This is a genomic window from Alphaproteobacteria bacterium, from assembly GCA_039980135.1.
In the GTDB taxonomy this organism is placed as follows: domain Bacteria; phylum Pseudomonadota; class Alphaproteobacteria; order UBA6615; family UBA6615; genus UBA8079.
In genome coordinates, this window is record JBDXCV010000006.1 from 1 (window position 1) to 20,109 (window position 20,109).

General features: G+C 65.6%; 20 protein-coding genes. 10 read left to right on the plus strand and 10 right to left on the minus strand.

Annotated features, from left to right (window positions below; all coding sequences use genetic code 11):
- Positions 1–429: 429 nt before the first annotated feature.
- The gene (locus ABJ363_08210; GenBank protein ID MEP4378966.1) at positions 430–1,311 is read right to left on the minus strand and encodes an NAD(P)-dependent oxidoreductase; all 882 of its coding nucleotides are present in this window, start codon (positions 1,309–1,311) and stop codon (positions 430–432) included.
- A gap of 19 nt (positions 1,312–1,330) precedes the next feature.
- Entirely contained in the window at positions 1,331–1,735 is a 405-nt protein-coding gene (locus ABJ363_08215) for a tellurite resistance TerB family protein (protein ID MEP4378967.1), read from the minus strand.
- A 124-nt stretch (positions 1,736–1,859) separates the two neighbouring features.
- On the opposite strand from ABJ363_08215, the gene ABJ363_08220 reads away from it, so the two are divergent.
- Positions 1,860–2,798, plus strand: coding sequence for an AEC family transporter (locus ABJ363_08220; GenBank protein MEP4378968.1), 939 nt, complete (start codon positions 1,860–1,862; stop codon positions 2,796–2,798).
- A 54-nt stretch (positions 2,799–2,852) separates the two neighbouring features.
- Here ABJ363_08220 and ABJ363_08225 read toward each other — a convergent pair whose 3' ends face one another.
- Entirely contained in the window at positions 2,853–5,672 is a 2,820-nt protein-coding gene (locus tag ABJ363_08225) for an ATP-dependent DNA helicase (GenBank protein MEP4378969.1), read from the minus strand.
- 255 nt (positions 5,673–5,927) lie between these two features.
- Between ABJ363_08225 and ABJ363_08230 the strand changes: the two genes are divergently transcribed.
- On the plus strand, positions 5,928–6,200 hold the full coding sequence (locus ABJ363_08230) for a hypothetical protein (protein ID MEP4378970.1): 273 nt from the start codon (positions 5,928–5,930) through the stop codon (positions 6,198–6,200).
- A gap of 131 nt (positions 6,201–6,331) precedes the next feature.
- A complete protein-coding gene (locus ABJ363_08235) occupies positions 6,332–7,930 on the plus strand; it encodes a lysine--tRNA ligase (GenBank protein MEP4378971.1) in 1,599 nt (532 codons plus the stop codon).
- Positions 7,931–8,187: 257 nt separating this feature from the next.
- On the opposite strand, the gene ABJ363_08240 is transcribed toward ABJ363_08235, so the two are convergent.
- On the minus strand, positions 8,188–9,033 hold the full coding sequence (locus ABJ363_08240) for a branched-chain amino acid aminotransferase (protein ID MEP4378972.1): 846 nt from the start codon (positions 9,031–9,033) through the stop codon (positions 8,188–8,190).
- A gap of 127 nt (positions 9,034–9,160) precedes the next feature.
- Between ABJ363_08240 and def the strand changes: the two genes are divergently transcribed.
- The 3 genes from def to ABJ363_08255 all read left to right on the plus strand — a co-directional run bounded on the left by def (position 9,161) and on the right by ABJ363_08255 (position 11,509).
- Positions 9,161–9,742: a peptide deformylase gene (gene def / locus ABJ363_08245; GenBank protein MEP4378973.1), complete on the plus strand. Its 582-nt coding sequence runs from the start codon at positions 9,161–9,163 to the stop codon at positions 9,740–9,742.
- 10 nt (positions 9,743–9,752) lie between these two features.
- Complete coding sequence (locus ABJ363_08250) at positions 9,753–10,403, plus strand: COQ9 family protein (protein ID MEP4378974.1); 651 nt, start codon at positions 9,753–9,755, stop codon at positions 10,401–10,403.
- 275 nt (positions 10,404–10,678) lie between these two features.
- Positions 10,679–11,509 (plus strand): tetratricopeptide repeat protein, encoded by an 831-nt coding sequence (locus ABJ363_08255; GenBank protein ID MEP4378975.1) that lies wholly within the window; start codon positions 10,679–10,681, stop codon positions 11,507–11,509.
- A 52-nt stretch (positions 11,510–11,561) separates the two neighbouring features.
- Here the strand turns inward: ABJ363_08255 and ABJ363_08260 are convergent, their stop codons facing one another.
- The 3 genes from ABJ363_08260 to purE are packed head-to-tail and all read right to left on the minus strand — an operon-like array spanning position 11,562 to position 14,455.
- Positions 11,562–12,797, minus strand: coding sequence for an MFS transporter (locus ABJ363_08260; protein MEP4378976.1), 1,236 nt, complete (start codon positions 12,795–12,797; stop codon positions 11,562–11,564).
- Positions 12,798–12,846: 49 nt separating this feature from the next.
- Entirely contained in the window at positions 12,847–13,956 is a 1,110-nt protein-coding gene (locus tag ABJ363_08265; protein MEP4378977.1) for a 5-(carboxyamino)imidazole ribonucleotide synthase, read from the minus strand.
- Positions 13,957–13,960: 4 nt separating this feature from the next.
- Complete coding sequence (purE, locus tag ABJ363_08270; GenBank protein ID MEP4378978.1) at positions 13,961–14,455, minus strand: 5-(carboxyamino)imidazole ribonucleotide mutase; 495 nt, start codon at positions 14,453–14,455, stop codon at positions 13,961–13,963.
- A 216-nt stretch (positions 14,456–14,671) separates the two neighbouring features.
- On the opposite strand from purE, the gene ABJ363_08275 reads away from it, so the two are divergent.
- Entirely contained in the window at positions 14,672–15,421 is a 750-nt protein-coding gene (locus ABJ363_08275; protein MEP4378979.1) for a GGDEF domain-containing protein, read from the plus strand.
- A 28-nt stretch (positions 15,422–15,449) separates the two neighbouring features.
- Here ABJ363_08275 and ABJ363_08280 read toward each other — a convergent pair whose 3' ends face one another.
- Positions 15,450–15,668 carry a DUF465 domain-containing protein gene (locus ABJ363_08280; protein ID MEP4378980.1) on the minus strand — a complete coding sequence of 73 codons (219 nt, stop codon included), beginning with the start codon at positions 15,666–15,668 and terminating at the stop codon, positions 15,450–15,452.
- Positions 15,669–15,893: 225 nt separating this feature from the next.
- Here ABJ363_08280 and ABJ363_08285 point away from each other — a divergent pair, with 225 nt between their 5' ends.
- On the plus strand, positions 15,894–16,061 hold the full coding sequence (locus ABJ363_08285; GenBank protein ID MEP4378981.1) for a DUF465 domain-containing protein: 168 nt from the start codon (positions 15,894–15,896) through the stop codon (positions 16,059–16,061).
- Positions 16,062–16,138: 77 nt separating this feature from the next.
- Here ABJ363_08285 and ABJ363_08290 read toward each other — a convergent pair whose 3' ends face one another.
- Both ABJ363_08290 and ABJ363_08295 read right to left on the minus strand, forming a co-directional pair.
- On the minus strand, positions 16,139–17,809 hold the full coding sequence (locus tag ABJ363_08290) for an acyl-CoA synthetase (GenBank protein MEP4378982.1): 1,671 nt from the start codon (positions 17,807–17,809) through the stop codon (positions 16,139–16,141).
- Between the two features lie 23 nt (positions 17,810–17,832).
- The gene (locus tag ABJ363_08295; GenBank protein MEP4378983.1) at positions 17,833–18,030 is read right to left on the minus strand and encodes a DUF1192 domain-containing protein; all 198 of its coding nucleotides are present in this window, start codon (positions 18,028–18,030) and stop codon (positions 17,833–17,835) included.
- Between the two features lie 121 nt (positions 18,031–18,151).
- Here ABJ363_08295 and ABJ363_08300 point away from each other — a divergent pair, with 121 nt between their 5' ends.
- Both ABJ363_08300 and ABJ363_08305 read left to right on the plus strand, forming a co-directional pair.
- Entirely contained in the window at positions 18,152–19,162 is a 1,011-nt protein-coding gene (locus tag ABJ363_08300) for an NAD(P)H-quinone oxidoreductase (protein ID MEP4378984.1), read from the plus strand.
- Positions 19,163–19,295: 133 nt separating this feature from the next.
- Positions 19,296–19,952 (plus strand): DUF1013 domain-containing protein, encoded by a 657-nt coding sequence (locus tag ABJ363_08305; protein ID MEP4378985.1) that lies wholly within the window; start codon positions 19,296–19,298, stop codon positions 19,950–19,952.
- Positions 19,953–20,109: the final 157 nt, after the last annotated feature.

Sequence of the window (20,109 nt, forward strand, 5' to 3'; positions counted from 1 at the left end):
GGGCCGCACCGGCGACGGTGCGGCCCTTTTTCTTTGGGTGTTTGTCTGATTCATGGCGAGTGATCATGAAATGCGGGCGGGTCGCAGACCCGCCCCTACAGGGTCGGCCGTATGTGGCCGCGAACAGTGGAAGTCCGCGTCCGGGTGCAGGGGCGGGTTTCAAACTCGCCCGCGACAGAATTCGAAGAGATACCCGGATCAAGCCCGCGAAGGCGGGCATCCATAAACACCGTGTCAAACGAGGCACCCGCAGGTGGTTATGGGTTCCCGCCTTCGCGGGAACGACGATTGTGTGGATGGTCGCGCCTTTCGAGACGAGCCGGCTTCTTCGAAGCCGTCCCTCCTCAGGGTGAGGACAGAACAAGTCACCTCATGCTGAGGAGCCGACGCAGGCGGCGTGTCGAAGCATTGGCGGAATTGCGTGAGTTACTACTCTTCCTCGACAGCGCGGATGATACCGGCCTGGTCGAGGTCGGCCCAGCCGCGGTCCAACATCTTCTGCCAGAGTTCGAGATTGGTGTTCAGAGACACCAGATCGATGCCGACCTGCTCGGCCAGCTCGAGCGCCTGGAGGATGTCCTTGTGGTGCACCGAGGCGCGGCCATGGGGCTCGAACGCCCGTTCGACCATCCGGCCGCCATGCAGATCCAGAACACGTGATTCGGCGAAGCCGCCGAGCAATGCCTGGCGGACCTTGGCGGGATCGACCCCCGCGCGGTCGGCCAGGGTGAGCCCTTCGGCAACGGCGGCCAGGGTCATGCCGACGATGGCCTGGTTCGCGGTCTTGGTGACCTGTCCGGCCCCGACAGCGCCGATATGGGTAATGTTCTGGCCGAGCGTCTCGAATACCGGCATGACGCGCGGCACGATTTCGTCGTCCGCACCGACCATGATGGTGAGTTTCCCGGCTTCGGCGCCCACGGTGCCACCGGACACCGGCGCGTCCACATAATGCGCGCCGAGTGCCTCTGTCTCCGCGGCCCAAGCACGCGTCTCGCGGACCTTGGTGGTGCCCATGTCGATGACGATCTCGTCAGCAGACAAACCGGCGAAGACGCCATTCTCACCATGCAGGACCGTATCCACCGACGGTGTGTCGGTGACCATGAGGATGGTGATGTCGCTCGCCGCGGCCACATCGCGTGGGGTGGTGGCGGTGTTGAGGCCCAGCGCCGCCATCTCTTCCGCAGGGCCCGGGCTGCGGCTGGTAACCGTAACCGACGCGCCGCCGGTATGCAGATTGCGCGCCATCGGCTTGCCCATCAGGCCGAGGCCGATGAAGCCGATTTTCGTGCCGTTGAGGTCCGCCAAGATGCGCTCCGGGGTCAGGTCAGATGGTCGCGTAACGCGCGCGCGCGGTCCGCTCGATGGCGGCGGCGGTCAGGCGTTCGACGTTGAGCGTGTGGCGCAGCATCTCGAGCAGCCGAAGTTCTTCCTGGCTGGCCTTCTCGTCCGCCGTGGCGATGTCGCAGGCCAGCACATAGGCGGTGTCGCGCAGGCGCTCGGGCAGCGCGTCGCGGATCTGGGATAGCGCGTCGTCGAGCCCGTCTTCTTTCGTCAGAAGATCGGCGCAGTCGCGCGCAATGTCGGTGAGCTGTTCGGTATCGAAACCGGAGAAGACCGGCAACTGGCTGACCATCTCGCCGATCCGGCCGATTTCGGAATCGGTCATCTCGCTGTCGGCGGCGGAGACCATGACCATGGTGTAGACAAGGGCGGTCTGGGGTTCGATCATATCGAATACTTCCTTACTGGTGCGGGGTTCGTTAAAGCGTTCGGGAGGGGTGGCGTCAAGCCGTCATCGGTGGGGGCGCCCAAAGTCCGTCGACACGTTTTGGGACCCCCAATAGGTTGGTCTTATGTCTGCCGTAATCAATGTCGCCATTCCCGTTTTTGCGATCATGCTCGCCGGCTATCTCGCCGGTCGCTTCCGCATTCTCGGCGAATCGAGCTCCGAGGCGCTGAACGCCTTCGTCTACTGGTTCGCCCTGCCGCCGGTGATGTTCCTGTCGATCGCCACCGTCCCGTTATCGGCGGTATTCAACTGGCCGTTCATCTGGACGCTTATGGCCGGGATGGCCGCGGTGGCGATCCCGACCTTCGTACTCGCCCGGTTTCTGTTTCCCAACTCGCTGGCCGGGCTGACCCTGCACAGCCTGACCGGCATATTCGCCAACACGGGCTATATGGGCATTCCGCTGTTTCTGGCGGCATTCGGGCCGGACGGGGCGCTGCTCGCCGTGATCGCAACGGCGATCAACAATGTCGTCGTGCTGGGGCTGACGATCTTGATTATCGAGTTTCGCGGTGACAGCGGGTCCTCGCCGTTCCGGGTTTTAGTCGATGCGGTATGGGCTGTCGTCAGGGGGCCCCTGTTCCTCGCACCGATGGCCGGCGTGGTCTGGTCCTGGTCGGGGCTGGAACTGCCGGTACCCGCGTCGAGCTTTCTCGCCCTCATGGGCGCGGCGGCCGGACCGTGCGCCTTGTTTGCGATCGGTCTATTTATGGTCGGCAAGCCGCTGGCGGCCGGGGCTGGTGAGGTGGGCTGGCTGGTTGCGTTGAAACTCATCCTGCAACCGGTGGTCACCTGGTGGTTTGCGGTTTGGGTTTTCGGGCTGGACGCGGAGCTTGTGCGCGGCGCGGTGCTTCTGGCGGCGCTGCCGACCGGTGCGTTGGTGTTCGTGATTGCGCAGAAATACGGGATATTCGTCCAGCGTTGCTCGGCGGCGATCCTGGTCTCGACGGTCCTGTCTATCGTGACCGTCAGCGCGCTGCTCGCCTGGTTCGGGACGGGTTAGGGTTTGCCTATGGCATGACCCGGCACCGGCCCGCTTCCCCGGCCGGGGCAGATACTAACTTCCCAAAAATTCCTCCGTCGCCTCGATCGCGTCCACCAGCCCGACCCGTTCGGGCACCACGCCTTCTGGAAACGCGCCGAACAAACGCGTCGGCGTCGCGGCATCGAGGATGACGAACACGCCCCTGTCACCGTTGCGCCGGATCAGCCGGCCATAGGCCTGGGAGAGACGCAGCCGGGCGAGCAGGTCGTCATGCTCGCGGCCGCCGAAGGCGTCGCGCCGGGCCTTGTGTAGGATCGTCGGGCGGGGCCAGGGGATGCGGTCGAAAGCGAGCATGCGCAAAGAGCGCCCGGGCACATCGACGCCGTCGCGCACCGCGTCAGTGCCGAGCAGGCAGGCATCGGTCTCAGCCCGGAATATATCGATCAGGGTGGCCACGTTCAGGGAATCCACATGCTGCGCGTAGAGCGGCAACTCGGCCGCATCGAGCGCGTCGGCCATCCGCGCATGGACCTGGCGCAGGCGGGCGATCGACGTGAACAGGCCGAGCCCGCCGCCGCCGGACGCGACGAACAGCTCGCGCATGGCGGCCGCCATCTGGTCGGCATCGTTGCGCCGTACATCCGCGACCACGAACACTTTTGTCTGGGCGGCATAATCGAAGGGTGACGCGACGCGGGCGTGCACCGCCGGTGACGGGAAATGTACCGCCCCCGTACGCGCGTCAGCGCTGGTCCAGTCGGTGTCCGGCGCGGCGTTCGTGTCGCGATTGTCGTCGATTTCCGCAGCGGCGTTGCCGGTGCGGTCGGTCAGGGTGGCGGAGGTGAAGACCATGCCGTGGGCGATCGGCGCCATCGCCTCGGCGAACGGCATCGTCGGGTCCACCCAGTGGCGATAAAGCCCGGCGTCGAGTTCGCGGCCGTCGATCCGCTCGACCTCGATCCAGTCCACGAAGGCGGCCGACACCGGTTCGTTGATCGCGTCGAGCATGTCGATCCAGGCGCCGATGAGCATTTCCGCGCGGCGCTGGAGGGCGCGGGCGACCGCCTCGATGCGCACCCGCGTGGCGCTGTCGAGCTCGTCGGCGTCGGCATCGAGCCGCTGGATCAGCCGGGTGCAGAGCTTGCGCAGCGGCGTGGCCAGCGCGACGAGCTGTTCGCGCAGCGCTAGCGCCGCGTCAGGCATGCCGTCGGAAGGCGGGCGTACTTCCGTCTCCAGTGAATACGGGCCGTCGCTGGCCCTGGCGCGGGCGAAGACCTGTTCGCGGACTTCGGCCAGGAACGCCTCCGCCGGCCCCTCGGTCATCGCGCCCGAGAGACGGTTCAGCCAACCCGGAGCGGGGAGAATCTGCGCGGCATCGAGTGCGGCCGCGAGGGCGTCGGCGGCGTCGGAATCTTCGGCGGCGATCAGGTCTTCGGCCCGCTCGCGCAGGCCCCGCGAGCGCCCGCCCGGCCGCCGCCGACCGCTGCCTTCATTGCCCAGCAGCCAGCGGCGCAGTTCGGCCATCTCGCGGCCGCTCAGATGCGCGGCGAACGCGGAATCGGCGGCATCGAAGACATGATGCCCCTCGTCGAACACGTAGCGCGATGGGATGTTGGCGCCATCGCCCGCGCCGTCTCCGGCGCCGAGCGCAGCCTGGATCATGACCAGCGCATGGTTGGCGACGACCAGCCGGGCCTTGCGAGCCTTGCGTACGCTGGCCTCAACGAAGCAGCGGCTATAATGGCTGCACGCGGAATAGATGCACTCGCCGCGCCGGTCGGACAGGCCCAGGGTCGGCGCGACCCCGACCAGATCGACCAGCCAGGCCGGGAAATCGCCGCCCAGATCGCCGTCGCGCGTGGCCTGCACCCAGCGCGCGGTGAGCGCCACGCCGAGCGCGTTGCGGCGCTGCAGGGTGGTGAAGCGCCCGGCCGCATCTTCCAGGTTCAGCAAGCAGAGATAATTCTCCCGCCCCTTGCGGATCACCACATGGCGGGCCTTCTCGTCCGGGTTGGGATAGAGGCGGCTCAGCTCCTGATCGATCTGTTGCTGCAGGTTGCGGGTGTAGGTGCTGATCCAGACCGGCCCGGCGTTCTTCTCGGACCAGATGCTGGCCGGGGCGATGTAGCCGAGGGTCTTGCCCGTGCCCGTGCCCGCTTCGGCCAGCACGATGTTGGGCCTGTCGGGCGCGGGACGTGGCGCGAAGGCTTCAGCCGTGACGGCCGCGTAGTCGCGCTGGCCCGCGCGGCTCTCAGCGTCGGCGCCCAGCAGGAAGGCCAGCCGGTCGCGGGCTTCGTCGGCCGATACGGGTTCGTTGCCGGGCGGGGGTTCCGGCGCGGTCTCACCCCATTCAGGCACCTCGCGCCAGACGGCCAGCGCACCGACGACACGGCTGTCGTTGCCGTCCGGCCAACCCGCGGTGTTGAGGGCCGCCAGTACGAAGGGCGCCCACAGCCAGCCGGCGCGTTGCAGGGCGCGCGCGATGGCGGCGGCGTCTTCGTAGCCCTGCCGGTCCTCCGCCAGGTCGGTGAGCAGACGATCGGCGATCGCGATGAGCGCGTCGGCGTCTTCGGGTCCTGTGATTCCGAGGGTGCGGGCGAGCCCCCGGATGGTGGGCAGGGTGAATTCCGCCGGCCGGACGAAGGCGAACAGCTCCAGCACGTCATAACCGTCGATATGATCGGTTCCCAGGCGCCGGGCCGTGGCCGGGCCATGACATAGCACGGGCGGCTGGGCGCGGGCCCGGCGGACGGCCTCGTCGCTGCCCAGCGCGTCGCGGGTGCCGTCCGCCTCGCGCCAGGTCGCGAAGCTGCGGCCGGCGACAAGCGCGGGCAGGTCGACGGCGCGGACGTCACGGGGCGGGCGGTCGGCGGAGAAGGGCGGCTCACTCATCGCAGGACATTAGCGGGGACACCCCGAATCCCGAAAGCGATCCCTAAAGCTTTGTGCAAATGCGGCACATATTTATCGAAAATCACCCGCGTCTTTGCCGAAAATCATGCAGGTTTTTGACGAAAATCACTCGCGATCCCGGGTGACCAAAGCGGCCGGATAGGCCAGGTTTAAGCGCTGGCCAATCCCTTTGCGTCGCCGTTCCGCAGCGCCGTATCGGGGGTGGCGCGAATTGCCCAGGATGGAGCAAGGATGATGGATTTCAATTCCACGAGTCAGGTATCGACGTTGATCCGGGAACCGGCGCCCAGCCCAGTGGCCAAACCGGCCGCTGCGGTTGAGGTGCCGGCCCCGGCGACCGGCACGACGGGCCCCCGGATTCCCGGTGAGCCGGTCGACCAGGTCCAGGTGTCGCAAGGTGCGGAAAGCGCGCCCGAACCATGGGTGGACCGCACGCCGACGGAGCCGGCGGTTGATCGCACCGTGCCGGAACCCGATCGCGGGGCGCGGTTCGACTCATCTGTTTGACCGCGTCGATTTCTGAACGCCCGGCTGTCTGACCGCGTCGTGGAACGACGAAGCGGCGGTTGACCTGATTCCGGAATGCTCTAGGTTCCGCGGCACGAAATCGCGCGGACGAACAAGGGCAAAACGGGTAGATGGCAAACGATCAGGACATGCTGGGCGCGGCCAAGGCGTGGCCATTCCAGGAGGCGCGGTCGATCCTCGATCGGCTGGGCGGCGAAGCCGCGCAGACGCCCGAGAAGGGTTACGTGCTGTTCGAGACGGGTTACGGGCCGTCCGGGCTGCCCCATATCGGGACCTTCGGCGAGGTGGCCCGGACCACGATGGTGCGCCGTGCCTTCGCGGCGATGTCCGACATCCCCACGCGCCTGATCGCCTTTTCCGACGACATGGACGGGCTTCGCAAGGTGCCGCCGAACCTGCCCGAGCAGGAGATGCTCAACAATCATCTCGGCAAACCGCTGACGGCGGTGCCCGATCCGTTCGGCACCCATGACAGTTTCGCCGCCCACAACAATGCGCGCCTGCAGGCGTTCCTCGACACCTTCGGGTTCGACTATGAGTTCTACAGCTCGACCGAGTGTTACAAGGCCGGGCTGTTCGACGACACGCTGCGCCTCATGCTGTCCCATTACGACGCGATCATGGGGGTTATCCTGCCGACCCTGGGCGCGGAACGCCAGGCGACCTACAGCCCGTTCCTGCCGGTCTGCCCGCGCACGGGCGTGGTGCTGCAGGTGCCGATGGTCGCGACGGATCCCGCGGCCGGTACAGTGACCTACGCGGATCCCGAGACGGGCGACACCGTGGAGACGCCGGTGACGGGCGGGCAGTGCAAGCTGCAGTGGAAGGCCGACTGGGCGATGCGCTGGGCGGCATTGTCGGTCGATTACGAGATGTCGGGCAAGGACCTGATAGATTCCGTGAACCTGTCGGGCAAGATCTGCCGCATCCTCGGCGCGAAGCCGCCGGTGGGGCTGACCTATGAGCTGTTCCTCGACGAGAATGGCGAGAAGATATCCAAGTCGCGCGGCAACGGGCTGACGATCGAGGAGTGGCTGACCTATGGCCCGCCCGAGAGCCTGTCCCACTACATGTTCGGCAAGCCGAAATCCGCCAAGCGTCTGCATTTCGACGTGATCCCCAAGTCGGTCGACGAATATCTGAGCCATGTGGCGAAGTATGCCGCGCTGGACGCCGACAAGCAGATCGAGAGCCCTGCCTGGCATATCCATGGCGGCGACGTGCCGGCGGCTGGGGCGGACCTTTCCTTCGGGCTGTTGCTCAACCTGGCCGCAGCGTGCAACTCCGAAGACCCGGCGGTGCTGTGGGGCTTCATCGAAAACTATTCCCGGGGTGCAACGCCCGAGAACAGCCCGTTCCTCGACCGGCTCGTCGGCCACGCAATCGCCTATTACCGGGACTTCGTGAAGCCGTCGAAGCAGTATCGCGCGCCCGACGACAAGGAACGCGCCGCGCTCGCCGACCTTGCGGAACGGTTTGCGATGATGCCGGACGATGCGGACGGCGAGGCGCTGCAGAACGAGGTCTATGCCGTGGGCAAGGCGCATGAGTTCGAGCCGCTGCGCGACTGGTTCCGGGCGCTGTATGAGGTCCTGTTCGGCCAGAGCCAGGGGCCGCGGTTTGGCTCCTTTGCGGCGCTGTATGGCCGGGGCGCGACGGTCGATCTGCTGCGCCGCGCGCTGGATGGCGAGGATCTGAGCGCGGCTTAGATGCCGTGGGTGCCTCGCCCTTCGAGACGGGCCGGCGTCTTCGAAGCCGCCTCTCCTCAGGGTGAGGTTTTTTAGGCAGGGCTGTTCTCGCTTCCCTTCATTCGTCATGCCCGCGAAGGCGGGCATCCATAAACACCATGCCCTACAAGGCGGACGCTCTTGGTTATGGGTTCCCGCCTTCGCGGGAACGACGGGCTGGTGCGCATGTTGGTGTCACTCTGGCCCTCGTGCCGAGCCTGTCGAAGCAGGCGGCCGCGCTAGACCTTTGCGTGGGCGAAGTCCCAGTAGAGCCGCCGCGCCCGGCGGTAGACCGGTCCCGGCTGCAGTGCCCGATCTTCATACCGGATCACCGGCTGGACCTTGCCGTAATTGCCGGAATTGAAGATCTCGTCCGCGTCGAGCAGTTCGCCGGTCTCGATCGTGCGCTCCTGCACCTCGATGCCGTCGTCACGTATCAACTGAATAAGCCGCTGGCGGGTGATGCCGTTGAGGAAAGAGCCGTTCGGCGCGGGCGTGATCGCCACGCCGTCGCGCACGATCCAGATGTTGGCGGTGGCGAACTCCGCGACATGGCCCAGCGCATCGCGCATGACCGGGTTGTCGAAGCCGCGATCGCGGGCATCGATGATGGCGCGGGACGAGTTGGGGTAATGGCACGACGCCTTGGCGTCGGTCGGGGCGAGCTCGGGTCCGGGCCGGCGATAGGGGCTGAGGCAGCAGGAAAACCCGCCGCCGGCGGGCATGGGCGCCTCGAAAACGGTCAAAACGAACCGGGTGCTGTCCGGGTCGGGCGCGAGCAGGCCCATCCCGGCATCCGCGTAGAGCATGGGGCGTATATAAAGCTCGGCGTCGCGGCCGAAGCGGGCCACACCGTCGAGCGCGACCTGCTGGATGTCGCCGGCCGAGAGCGGCGCGTTCATGTGCAGGGCGGCGGCTGAATTGACCACCCGCTGACAGTGGCGGTCGAGATCGGGGGTGACCCCCTCGAAGGCGCGGGCACCGTCAAACGCGATCGAGCCGAGCCAGATGGCATGGGAGGTGGCGCCGATCACCGGCACGTTGCCGTCCTGCCAGTCGCCGTCGATAAAGGTGAGTGCGGCCAACGGTCGCTCCGGATCGGGAAAGTGAGGCGACAGGATAGCGCCATCGCTCGGGCGGGCGCGAGACTTCTCTTGCCCCCGTCATGGCCGGGGCCTTTACGAAGCCGGGCGGTGAACGCATATTCCGCCTATGGCGATATTGAAAATAGCCCGCATGGGCCACCCGATTCTGCGCACCCGCGCCGCCGAGGTCCCTGACCCGACCGCGCCCGAGGTCGCGCGGCTGGTCGATGCGATGATCGAGACCATGGACGATGCCGACGGGACCGGGCTGGCCGCGCCCCAGGTGCATATGCCCTGGCGGATCGTGGTCTACAAGGTCGAGGCCGGCCGGGTGGCGGCGGACGAAGAGGAAGAGGGCGAGGCCGGCGGCGTGCCCCTGACGGTGCTGGTAAACCCCGTGGTCACGCCGGTGGGCGAGGAGACCAATCTGGATTTCGAGGCCTGCCTGTCGGTGCCGGGCATGGCAGGTGTCGTGCGCCGCCACGACAACGTGCAGGTGACCTATCAGACATTGGCGGGCGAGGAGATATCCTTCGACGCGGAAGGTTTCCACGCCCGGGTGATCCAGCATGAATGCGACCATCTCGACGGGGTTCTGTATCCCAGCCGGATCGAGGACATGTCCCAGTTCGGCTTCGTCGAGGAGCTGAGCAAGGGGCAGGCGGAAGAAACGGGCGAAAGCGATGCGGGCGGCGAGAATGCCAACTGACGCGCCGCATATGGCAGCCGAACGCCGCGCCATCCTTGACGCGCTGCTGCCCCATGTACCCTTCGACGGCTGGTCGGCGAAGTCGCTGCGGCGCGCCGGCGGAGATGCCGGGCTCGACCCGGCTATCGTGAAACTCGCCTTCCCCGGCGGGATGACGGAGATCATCGGGCACTGGAGCGAGGCGGCCGACCGGACGATGGTCGCCGCCTATGCGGACGAGAACGGCGACGAGATGCGGTTCCGCGAGCGGATCACGTTTCTGGTGCACGCGCGGATCGCGGCCGTGGCCGAGCACCGCGAAGCGGTCCGCCGCGCGCTCACATATCTGACGCAACCCCAACATGGCGGCACGGGGCTGCGCCTGCTTTACCGGACGGTGGACGAGATGTGGTACGCGGCGGGCGACCGGGCGACCGATTTCAATTTCTATACCAAGCGGCTGACCCTGGCCGGGGTCTATTCCTCGACGTTGCTGTACTGGATCGATGACGCGTCCGACGACAGCGAGGCGACCTGGAAGTTCCTCGATCGGCGCATCGCGGGTGTGATGCGCATTCCCAAGCGGCGCGAAAATCTACGCCGCGCGGGTTCCTATCTGCCGAACCCGAAGCGCTTCGCCCGGCTGGTGTCGGAACGCCTGCGCGAGGGCGGGGTCGGCTGATTCGGTACGGGATATCCTGAATCCGGATCGTCACGGTTTCGACCGTGCCGATATCGGCTCCCTCGCTGGTGCGGGAATCGTCGAAGAAATTTCTCTGGCGACTGATGTCGATCAACCCGCTGTGCCGGTTTACCTGCGAGTCTTGTGGGAAGGTTGCTCATGCCCATATTCGCAAGCATGCCCATCTTGAGGCGAACGCCAACAAACCCGGACGCTGAGACTTGTCCGGCAACGGCTGCATCAAGTGTCTGGATGCCTACAGGGAGCCCCGACAGATGATCACAATCCGGCGTCTTGCTCTGGTTCTCGTATTGGCGCTATTGGCCGGCAGCCTTGTCGGTGCGTCTGTCCCGGATCAGGCCGCGCAGGCCCAGAGCGGTCAGGCGGTGCCAGCGCCCGGCGCGCGCTCGCCGCTCAGCCCGCCCGAGACCGACAAGGAACAGGCCGCGGCCTTCAAACGCGGATACGAGGCCTATTATCGCGGTGAATACGAACAGGCGGCGGCGATCTGGGCCCGGCTGGCCGATCAGGGTCACGTCAAATCGATGAACAACATCGGCACCATGTACGCCCAGGGCAAGGGCGTGAGCCGGAATTATTCGCTCGCGGCCTTCTACTACCGGCGCGCGGCCGCCCTGAACGATGCCCGCGCGGCCTATAATCTTGCCATCGCCTACGAACGCGGGCGGGGCGTCGTGCAGGACGACGCCGAGGCCGTCGCCTGGTATCGCAAGGCTGCCGATCGCGGTCTCGTCGAGGCGATGAATGCGATGGCCTGGATCTATGCCACGTCGCCCGATCTTAAGGTCCGCGATGGCGCCGAGGCCGTCCGTTGGGCGCAGCGTGCGCTGCAGCGCAAGACATCATCGAAAAGCCTGGCGACCCTGGCCGCCGCGCAAGCGGAACTCGGCGAATATCGCCGGGCCGTGGCCACCATCGATCAGGCGATTGCCTATATGCGGCGCGAGGAAAGCCGCGCCGGACTGCTCGGGGCCTCGGAGTACGAGTTCATCGGTCTGCTGCGCCAGGTCGGGCGCACCGATGACCTGTTCGACCTTCTCGAACGGCGGGAGTTCTACGCCAACGGCCAGGCGACCCGGGACTAGGGCGCTGACGGGCACGATCCTCTCAAACGCTCTTACGCAGGCACGTGTCCTGTTACCCGGCCGCCTGCAGCCGCGTCACCGGCCGGTCGTCGATCGACATGTGGATCGCCGCTGAGATGAAACCCAGCGCGATCGCGATCCACCAGACGGTTTCGTAGGAGCCGGTCGCGTCGAACACGCGCCCGCCGAGCCAGACGCCGAGGAATGCGCCGATCTGGTGGCTGAGGAAGACGATCCCGAACAAGGTTGCCATATAGCGGGTGCCGAAGATCTGCGCGACGAGGCCGCTCGTGAGCGGCACCGTCCCGAGCCAGAGAAAGCCGATGGCCGCCGCGAAGATCATCACGCCGGCCGTGCTGGGGGGCGTGATGACGAAGGCGAGGATCGCCACAGAGCGCATCGTGTAGAGGCCGGAAAGCAGGTGCTTCTTGCGGTAGCGGCCGCCGAGCCAGCCGAACCCCCACGAGCCGATGCCGTTGCACACGGCGATGACGACCAGCGCGGTCGCCGCCAGCCTGGGCGTGAAGGCCAGGTCGCCGAGATAGGCCGGCAGGTGGACGGCGATGAAACGGACGTGGAAGCCGCAGACGAAGAACCCGACGATCAACAGGATATAGCCGGAATTGCTGCGCGCCTCGATGAGCGCTTCGCCGAGTTTCTGCGTCGATGGTGCCTCCACGCTGGTGCTGCTCATCCGTCGGATGGCCAGCGCCAGCGGGACGATGAAGCTGACGATGCAGGCGACCGCGATCAGCGCGACGGGCCACCCATAGGCGGAGATCATCTGCTGGCTGAAGGGCACGATGAGGAACTGGCCGAGCGTGCCGCAGGCCGTCACCGTGCCGAGCCACACGCTGCGCTTCTCGGCGCTGACATTGCGACTGACGATCGACAGGACCAGCGGCATGCCGGTCGCGGCTGCGGCGATGCCGACCAGGAACCCGGCGTTCACGAACATCGTCACCGGTGTGACCGATTGGGACATCAGCGCGAGGCCGACGACGTACAGCAGGCCGCCCGCCCCCAGCACCCGGGGTGCCCCCCATTTGTCCGCGACCGCCGCGACGAATGGCGTCGTCAGGCCGATGATGAGCGCCTGCCCGGCGAGCGCCAGCGATAGAATCTCGCGACCCCACCCCTGTTCGACACTGATCGGCAACATGTACAGGCCGAAGGTCTGCTGGATGCCGGCGGAAATGACGATGACAGCCAGTGCACTGGCGAGAATGATCCAGGTCGCGCGACCCCGCGCGGCGCCGCTGTCAGGCGTTGCGGCGTTCCCGGTCATTTCACTGATCGATTCGCGAGCCGGCCAACGCCGGGAAAGCTGTTTGCAATCATCCGCTGAACGTCTTCCCCAACCGCGTCACATGGCCCATCTTGCGGCCGGGACGGGTCTCGGTCTTGCCGTAGAGGTGCAGCCGCGCCTGCGGGTCGGCGACAATCTCCTGCCAACTCTCCACATCGTCGCCGATGAGGTTCTTCATCACCGCGTCGCAGCGCCGCGTCGGGTCGCCGAGCGGCAGGCCGCAGATGGCGCGGACGAGCTGCTCATACTGGCTTGTGCGCCCGGCATCGATGCTCCAGTGGCCCGAATTATGCGGCCGGGGGGCGACCTCGTTGACCAATACATCGCCGCCGGCTGTGACAAACATCTCGACCGCCAGCAGGCCGATCACGCCGAGGCCTTCGCAGAGCCGGATGGAGATATCGCGCGCCTTGTCGGAGACGGCTTCGGGGATCATAGCCGGGACGATGGTCTCGTCGAGGATGTGGTTGCGGTGACGGTTCTCGACCGGCACGAAGGCCGCCGTCTCGCCGCTCATGGTGCGGGCGACGATGACCGAGATTTCCATGTCGAAATCGACGAAGCCTTCGAGGATGCCGCCGTCTGTATTCGGTCCCGCACCGCTGTCGGCCCAGGCCTGTTCGGGGTCGGTGGCCGCGTCGATGCCGACCTGCCCCTTGCCGTCATAGCCGAAGCGCACGGTCTTCAGGACCGAGGGCGCGCCGATCTCGGCGATGGCGTCCTTGAGTTCGGCCGCATTTGTGGCGGCGCGGAAGGGCGCCGTGGCGATGCCCAGTTCGTTGGCGAAGGTCTTTTCGCGGAGACGGTTCTGGGCCACGGCCTGCACGGACGGAGAGGGGTGCACGGGCGCTTGGCCGGCGATCCGTTCGAGGGTCGCGATGGGCACGTTCTCGAACTCGAGCGTTGCGACGTCGATGTCGGCGGCGAACGCATTCAGCGCTTCCGTGTCGTCGAAGGCGGCGATGGTTGTCCGGGTCGCGATCTGGGCGGCGGGTTCGTCCGCGCTTTGGCAGAAGATGTGGCAACGGTAGCCGAGATTGGCCGCCGCGAGCACCGTCATGCGGCCGAGCTGGCCACCGCCGAGAATGCCGATTGTGGCGCCCGGCAAGACCGGTGCGTTTTTATCAGCAGCCGGCACGATTTCAGGCGGAGTCGGTCGGCGCGTCGGCAACCGCGTCGGTCTGTTTCGCGCGCCACGCATCGAGGGCTTTCGTCACAGCCTGGTCTTCGAGACCGACAACGGAAGCGGCCAGCAATGCGGCGTTGATTGCGCCCGCGCGGCCGATGGCCAATGTGCCGACAGGGACGCCGGCGGGCATCTGGACGATGGACAGCAGGCTGTCCATGCCGGAAAGCGCCTTGCTCTCCACCGGCACACCGAACACCGGCAGGCTGGTCATCGCGGCGGTCATGCCGGGTAGATGGGCGGCCCCGCCTGCGCCGGCGATGATCACCTTCAGGCCGCGTTCGCGCGCGGCCCTGGCATATTCGGTCATGCGGTCAGGGGTGCGATGGGCGGAGACGATCCGGACCTCGTGCGCGACCCCAAGGGCCTCGAGGGTCTCGGCGGCGTGGCGCATGGTCTCCCAGTCGGACTGGCTTCCCATGATGATCCCGACAACCGGCGCATCGGCCATGATTCGCTCCTTTTGGGGGCTTGGGCCCCGGAAAGGCGGGGATTATAGGAGTGCGGACCGGTGTGGCAAGCGCGCCGAAGCCGATTTGGGCTTATTCGGCGGTTTCGCGACATAACGCAAAGATTTGTTAACCACTTTCGGAATAGTGTCGGGCAGCGTATTTTTGTGGCAATCCAGTTATTTGCCGGCCTTTGGTATCTCCCCGACGGGGTTTGGATGAAGATCGAACGCACGCAATCCGGCCGCACCAACGCGGCGAAACCGGTCCGCGCCACGGAGCAGGCGGCGCAGGCCGCGCAGGCTTACGGTGCCGCGGGTGCCGAACAGGCCGATGGGCCGCGACCGTCCGGCGATGTCGCGACGATTGCCGGGCTGACCGAGGCGGACCTCACGCCGAAGGTTCGCCAGGCTCTCGATCTGCTGATGACCGAAGTCCAGCGGATGCGCGAGGAACTGAGCCAGGCGCGGCACCGGATCAACTATCTCGAGAAGCTGGCGGATGAAGACACTCTGGTGCCGGTGGCAAACCGCCGCGCCTTCGTGCGAGAGATGAGCCGCATGGTGGCCTATGCCGAGCGTTACGGTTCGGGTTCAAGCGTCCTCTACTTCGATATCGACGGGTTCAAGGAAATCAACGATCAGCACGGCCACGCGGCGGGCGACGCCGCGTTGCGGCAGATCGCCGAATTGCTGGCCGAGAATGTGCGCGAGTCCGATATCGTCGGCCGGCTCGGCGGCGACGAGTTCGGCGTGATCCTTGCCCAGGCCTCCCCCGAGGTCGCGGCCGAGAAGGCCGCCTCCCTGTCGGCCCTGATCGCCACCACGCCGGTGGATTGGGAGGGCACTGCGATCAAGTTGTCGGTATCCTACGGCGTCTATTCCTTCTCCGGTTCGGAGGATGCGGGCGAGGCGCTGCAGCGCGCCGACCAGGCGATGTACGAACAAAAGCAGGGCCGCGCCTCGTAATCTGTCCCGTGTGCGGGACATGTGATTTTCAGGCGATGATATCCGGCAGCAGCTCGTTCTCGATCTGCAGGATTTCGTCTTTCAGACCGAGTTTTCTCTTTTTCAGGCGCTGCACCTGCAGTTGGTCGAACGGCTGCTCGTCGGTGATGCGGGCGATCACGTCGTCCAGGTCCCGGTGCTCGCTCAACAATTCGCCGAGGCGGTGGCGCAGGGCGTCCTGGTCCGGGGTGGTGTTGTCGTCCGACACGTTGCGCGTCCGATTTCTGCGGGTTTTGGCTGTCTCCGAGTGGAGAGTATAGCAGGACGGTGCCCGCCATGTGCGGGCGCGTGGCGAACGCTTCTCCACAATCATCCCAGCTGCGGTCCGGCATCGTGCCTTTTCAAGCCGGGGTGAATCGGCCTAGCATTCGACTGTCATTGAAATGACATTTCGGCTTCGAGACCCTCTGAACAAGACCGGGAGAAGTGATACATGCCCATGGATGCCAGGATCGACAACCTCAAGCGCAAGCACGCCAATCTGGATCAGGAAATCGGCGGCGAGGAGCAGCGCCCCATTCCCGATCAGGCCACGATATCCGAGTTGAAGAAGGAAAAGCTCAAGCTGAAGGATGCGATCACGAGCCTCGAGGAGGCTTGACCGGTTTCAAAACAGGTTAGGTAAAAAGGCGGCTCGTGAGAGCCGCCTTTTTTTTGGGGACTGCCGTCCGAGATGCGCTACTGCGCGGCGTTTGCCAGTTCGTTCGCCTGATCGCGCAGCTTGAACTTCTGGATCTTGCCGGTCGAGGTCTTGGGCAGAGGCCCAAAGACGATGTGCCGGGGGCATTTGAAGTGGGCGAGGTTGTCGCGGCAATGGCGGATGATGTCGTCTTCCGTCGCCTCGGCGCCGGGCTTCAGCTCGATGAAGGCGCAGGGAGTCTCGCCCCATTTCTCGTCGGGCCAGGCAACGACGCCGACCGCCGAGACCGCGGCGTGCTTGTACAGGGTGTCCTCGACCTCGATCGACGAGATGTTCTCGCCACCCGAGATGATGATGTCCTTGGAGCGGTCCTTGAGCTCGATATAGCCGTCGGGATGCCAGACCCCGAGGTCGCCGGTGTGGAACCAGCCGCCGGCAAACGCGTCGTTCGTGGCCGTCGGGTTTTTCAGATAGCCTTTCATGGTGACGTTGCCGCGGGTGAAGACCTCTCCCATGGTCTTGCCGTCCTGGGGGACGGGGGCCAGGGTCTCGGGATCGGCGACCATCATGTCTTCCAGGACCTCGTAGGGTACGCCCTGGCGCGATTGCAGACGCGCGCGTTCATCAAGCGGCAGCGCGTCCCACTCGTCCTGCCATGCGCAGATGATGGCGGGGCCGTAGATCTCGGTCAGGCCGTAGACATGTGTGACGTTGATGCCCTCTTCGGACATCGCCGCCAGCACGGCGGCCGGCGGCGGGGCGGCGGCGGTCATGAACTCGACCTGCTGATCGAAGGTCCGGCGGTCCGCGTCGGCCGCGTTGACGATCATCTGCATGACGATCGGGGCGCCGCAAAGATGGGTGATGCCCTTGCTCTCGATCGCTTCGTAGATCGAGGCGGAACTCACATCGCGCAGGCAGACATTGGTGCCGGCCACGGCGGTCACGCCCCAGGTGAAGCACCAGCCGTTGCAGTGGAACATCGGCAGGGTCCAGAGATAGACCGGGCCGCCGGTTGCCCCCCAGGTGAAGACGTTGCCGATGGCGTTGAGATAGGCACCGCGGTGATGGAAAACCACGCCCTTGGGGTTGCCCGTCGTGCCGGAGGTGTAGTTGAGCGCGATCGCGTCCCATTCGTCGTCGGGGAACGACCACTCGAATTCCGGGTCGCCGGTGGCGATGAAGGCCTCGTAATCCATCTCACCGAGTTTTTCGCCGCCGGGGCCCTCCGGGTCGTCGATGTCGATGACGATGGGGTCGACCGTGGCCAGCGCCAGCGCCTCCTTGATGACCGGTGCGAACTCGGTGTCGGTGAGCAGCACCTTGGCTTCGCCGTGGTCGAGGATGAAGGCGATGGCCTTGGCATCGAGGCGGTAGTTGAGCGCGTTGATGACGCCGCGGGTCATGGGCACGCCGAAATGGGCTTCGAGCATGGGCGGCGTGTTGGGCGACATGATCGCCACGCAGTCACCGACGCCGATCCCGCGTTGGGCGAGCGCCGAGGCGAGGCGCCGCGTGCGGGCATAGAACTCCGCATAGGTGAAGCGCGTGTCGCCATGCACCACCGCGGCCCGGTTAGGGTAGACCTTCGCCGAGCGGCGAATGAAGCTGAGTGGGGACAGGGGCGTGAAATTCGCCGCGTTCTTGTCCAAGTCAGTTTCGAAATGATTGACCATGCTTTCCTCCACGCCCCGTTGACGGGCGCTCATTCTCGTAACTACGCGTTTGAACTCTAGCTCTTGAATAAAGCGTCGGCGTCACCGCGCAAGGCTTCCCGCCCGGCGATCTCGGCCTCGGCGCGCGCGATTTCCTTTGTGGCATGCTCGATATAGGCCTTCAGCTCCTCGATCGATAGCGCCTCGACCTTCATCTCGCTGAAATCGCCCGGGTGTCCCTGAAATGTCGGTTCCAGATCGTCTTCCGCGCTCATTTTCCCCTCCCTGCCGCTGCCGCCTGTTCGTTGTACGGCTTGTCGTTGTGCATCAAGTTTGACCCGCCTAGATTGCGCCCGCAACCATCAGAAAGAACGAGACACCAAACGGAGGGTGATCATGGCGTTGCCGGAAACAATGCGAGCGATGGAAATTTCCGAGCCGGGTGGGCCGGAGGTGTTGACGCTCACGGATCGTCCCGTGCCGTCGCCGGGCGATGGCGAGGTGTTGATCCGGGTCGCGGCGGCGGGGGTGAACCGACCCGACGTAGCACAGCGCAAGGGGCTCTATCCCGCACCGCCGGGCGCGTCAGACCTGCCGGGGCTGGAGGTCTCGGGCGAAATCGTCGCGCTGGGATCCGGCGTGGATGGCTGGCAAGAGGGTGACGAGGTCTGCGCGCTGGTCTCCGGCGGCGGCTATGCCGAATATGTCGCGGTTCCCGGGTCCCAGACCCTGCCGGTGCCCAAAGGCCTCGACATGGTGCAGGCGGCCGGTGTGCCCGAGACGTTCTTCACGGTCTGGACCAATGTTTTCGATCGCGGGCGTTTTGCGGTGGGCGAGCGATTCCTGGTGCATGGCGGCTCGAGCGGCATCGGCACCACGGCGATCCAGCTCTGCAAGGCGTTCGGCGCATCCGCGATTTACACCACGGTCGGCACGGCGGAGAAGGCAGTCTTCTGCGAGACGCTCGGCGCGACGAAGGCCATCAACTACAGGACCGAGGCCTTCGAAGAGGTGATCGCGGCCGACACCGCCGAAACGGAAGGCGGCAAGGGCGTCGATGTGATCCTCGATATGGTGGGCGGCGATTATACGCCGCGCAACATCGCGTCCCTGCGGCCCGACGGGCGGATCGTGCAGATTGCCCTGATGGGCGGGGCCAAGACCGAGATCAACCTCGCGAAGATCATGATGAACCGGCTGACCCTGACCGGTTCGACCCTGCGGCCGCAATCGGTGGCGACGAAGGCGGGAATCGCCGCGTCGTTGCGTGAAAATGTCTGGCCGAAATTCGCGGCCGGCGAACTGGCGCCCGTGATCCACGCGACATTCCCGCTCGATCAGGCGCCGGCGGCCCACGAATTGATGGAAACCAGCACCCATATCGGCAAGATCATCCTCGAGCTGTGATCGTTGCGTCGGCGGTCGATGTGCTTTGCATTTCGGCGTATCGCCGCATATATAGTGGCGCAACCCCCACAGGGATGATGAATTGGCCCGGTTTGGCCGCGCGCGGCGCGGATGACCGGCGAAAGGAGAATTCATGGCACCTCCGTTGATGCCGAAGGCCACGGCGGTCTGGCTCGTGGAAAATACGTCGCTGTCGTTCGCACAGATCGCGGACTTCACCGGTATGCACCAGCTCGAGATCCAGGGCATCGCCGACGGCGAGGTCGGGGTCGGAATGCACGGGCTCGATCCGGTGGCCAACGGCCAGGTCGAGGCGGACGAGATCGAACGCTGCCAGGCCGATCCCGCAGCGCGTCTCGTGCTCCAGGAATCGGACAATCCCGCACCGGTCAAGCGCACCAAGGGGCCGCGCTACGTGCCTGTCTCGAAGCGCCAGGACAAACCCGACGGTATCGCCTATCTGGTCCGCTACTATCCGGAACTCAGCGACGCCCAGATCGGCAAGCTGATCGGCACCACGAAGCCGACAATCACCGCCATTCGCGATCGGACCCATTGGAACTCCTCGCAGATCCAGCCCCGCGACCCGGTGACCATCGGGCTGTGCCGGCAGGTCGATCTCGACGAGGCGATCGAGAAGGGCCGCAAGGCGGGCCGCGCGCCGGCCGCCGACGATCGCCGCCCGATTAGTGCGGACCTGATCCCCGAGGAAGAGCCCGCGCAGAGCCGGATTCCCGACTGGATGGCCGATGTGCGGATCGGCGGCGGGAATAATCAGGGCGACAACTAAGCCACTGATATAAAGTGATTAATACAAGAACGGGGTCCGGTTTCGGGCCCCGTTTTCGTGTGCGGTCTGGTTCGCGTTCGCCGCGTTAACCATTCTTTAGACATTGCCTGCGATATTGCGTGTGATGGCTCCTCCCATAGACCATCTTTGGATCTTA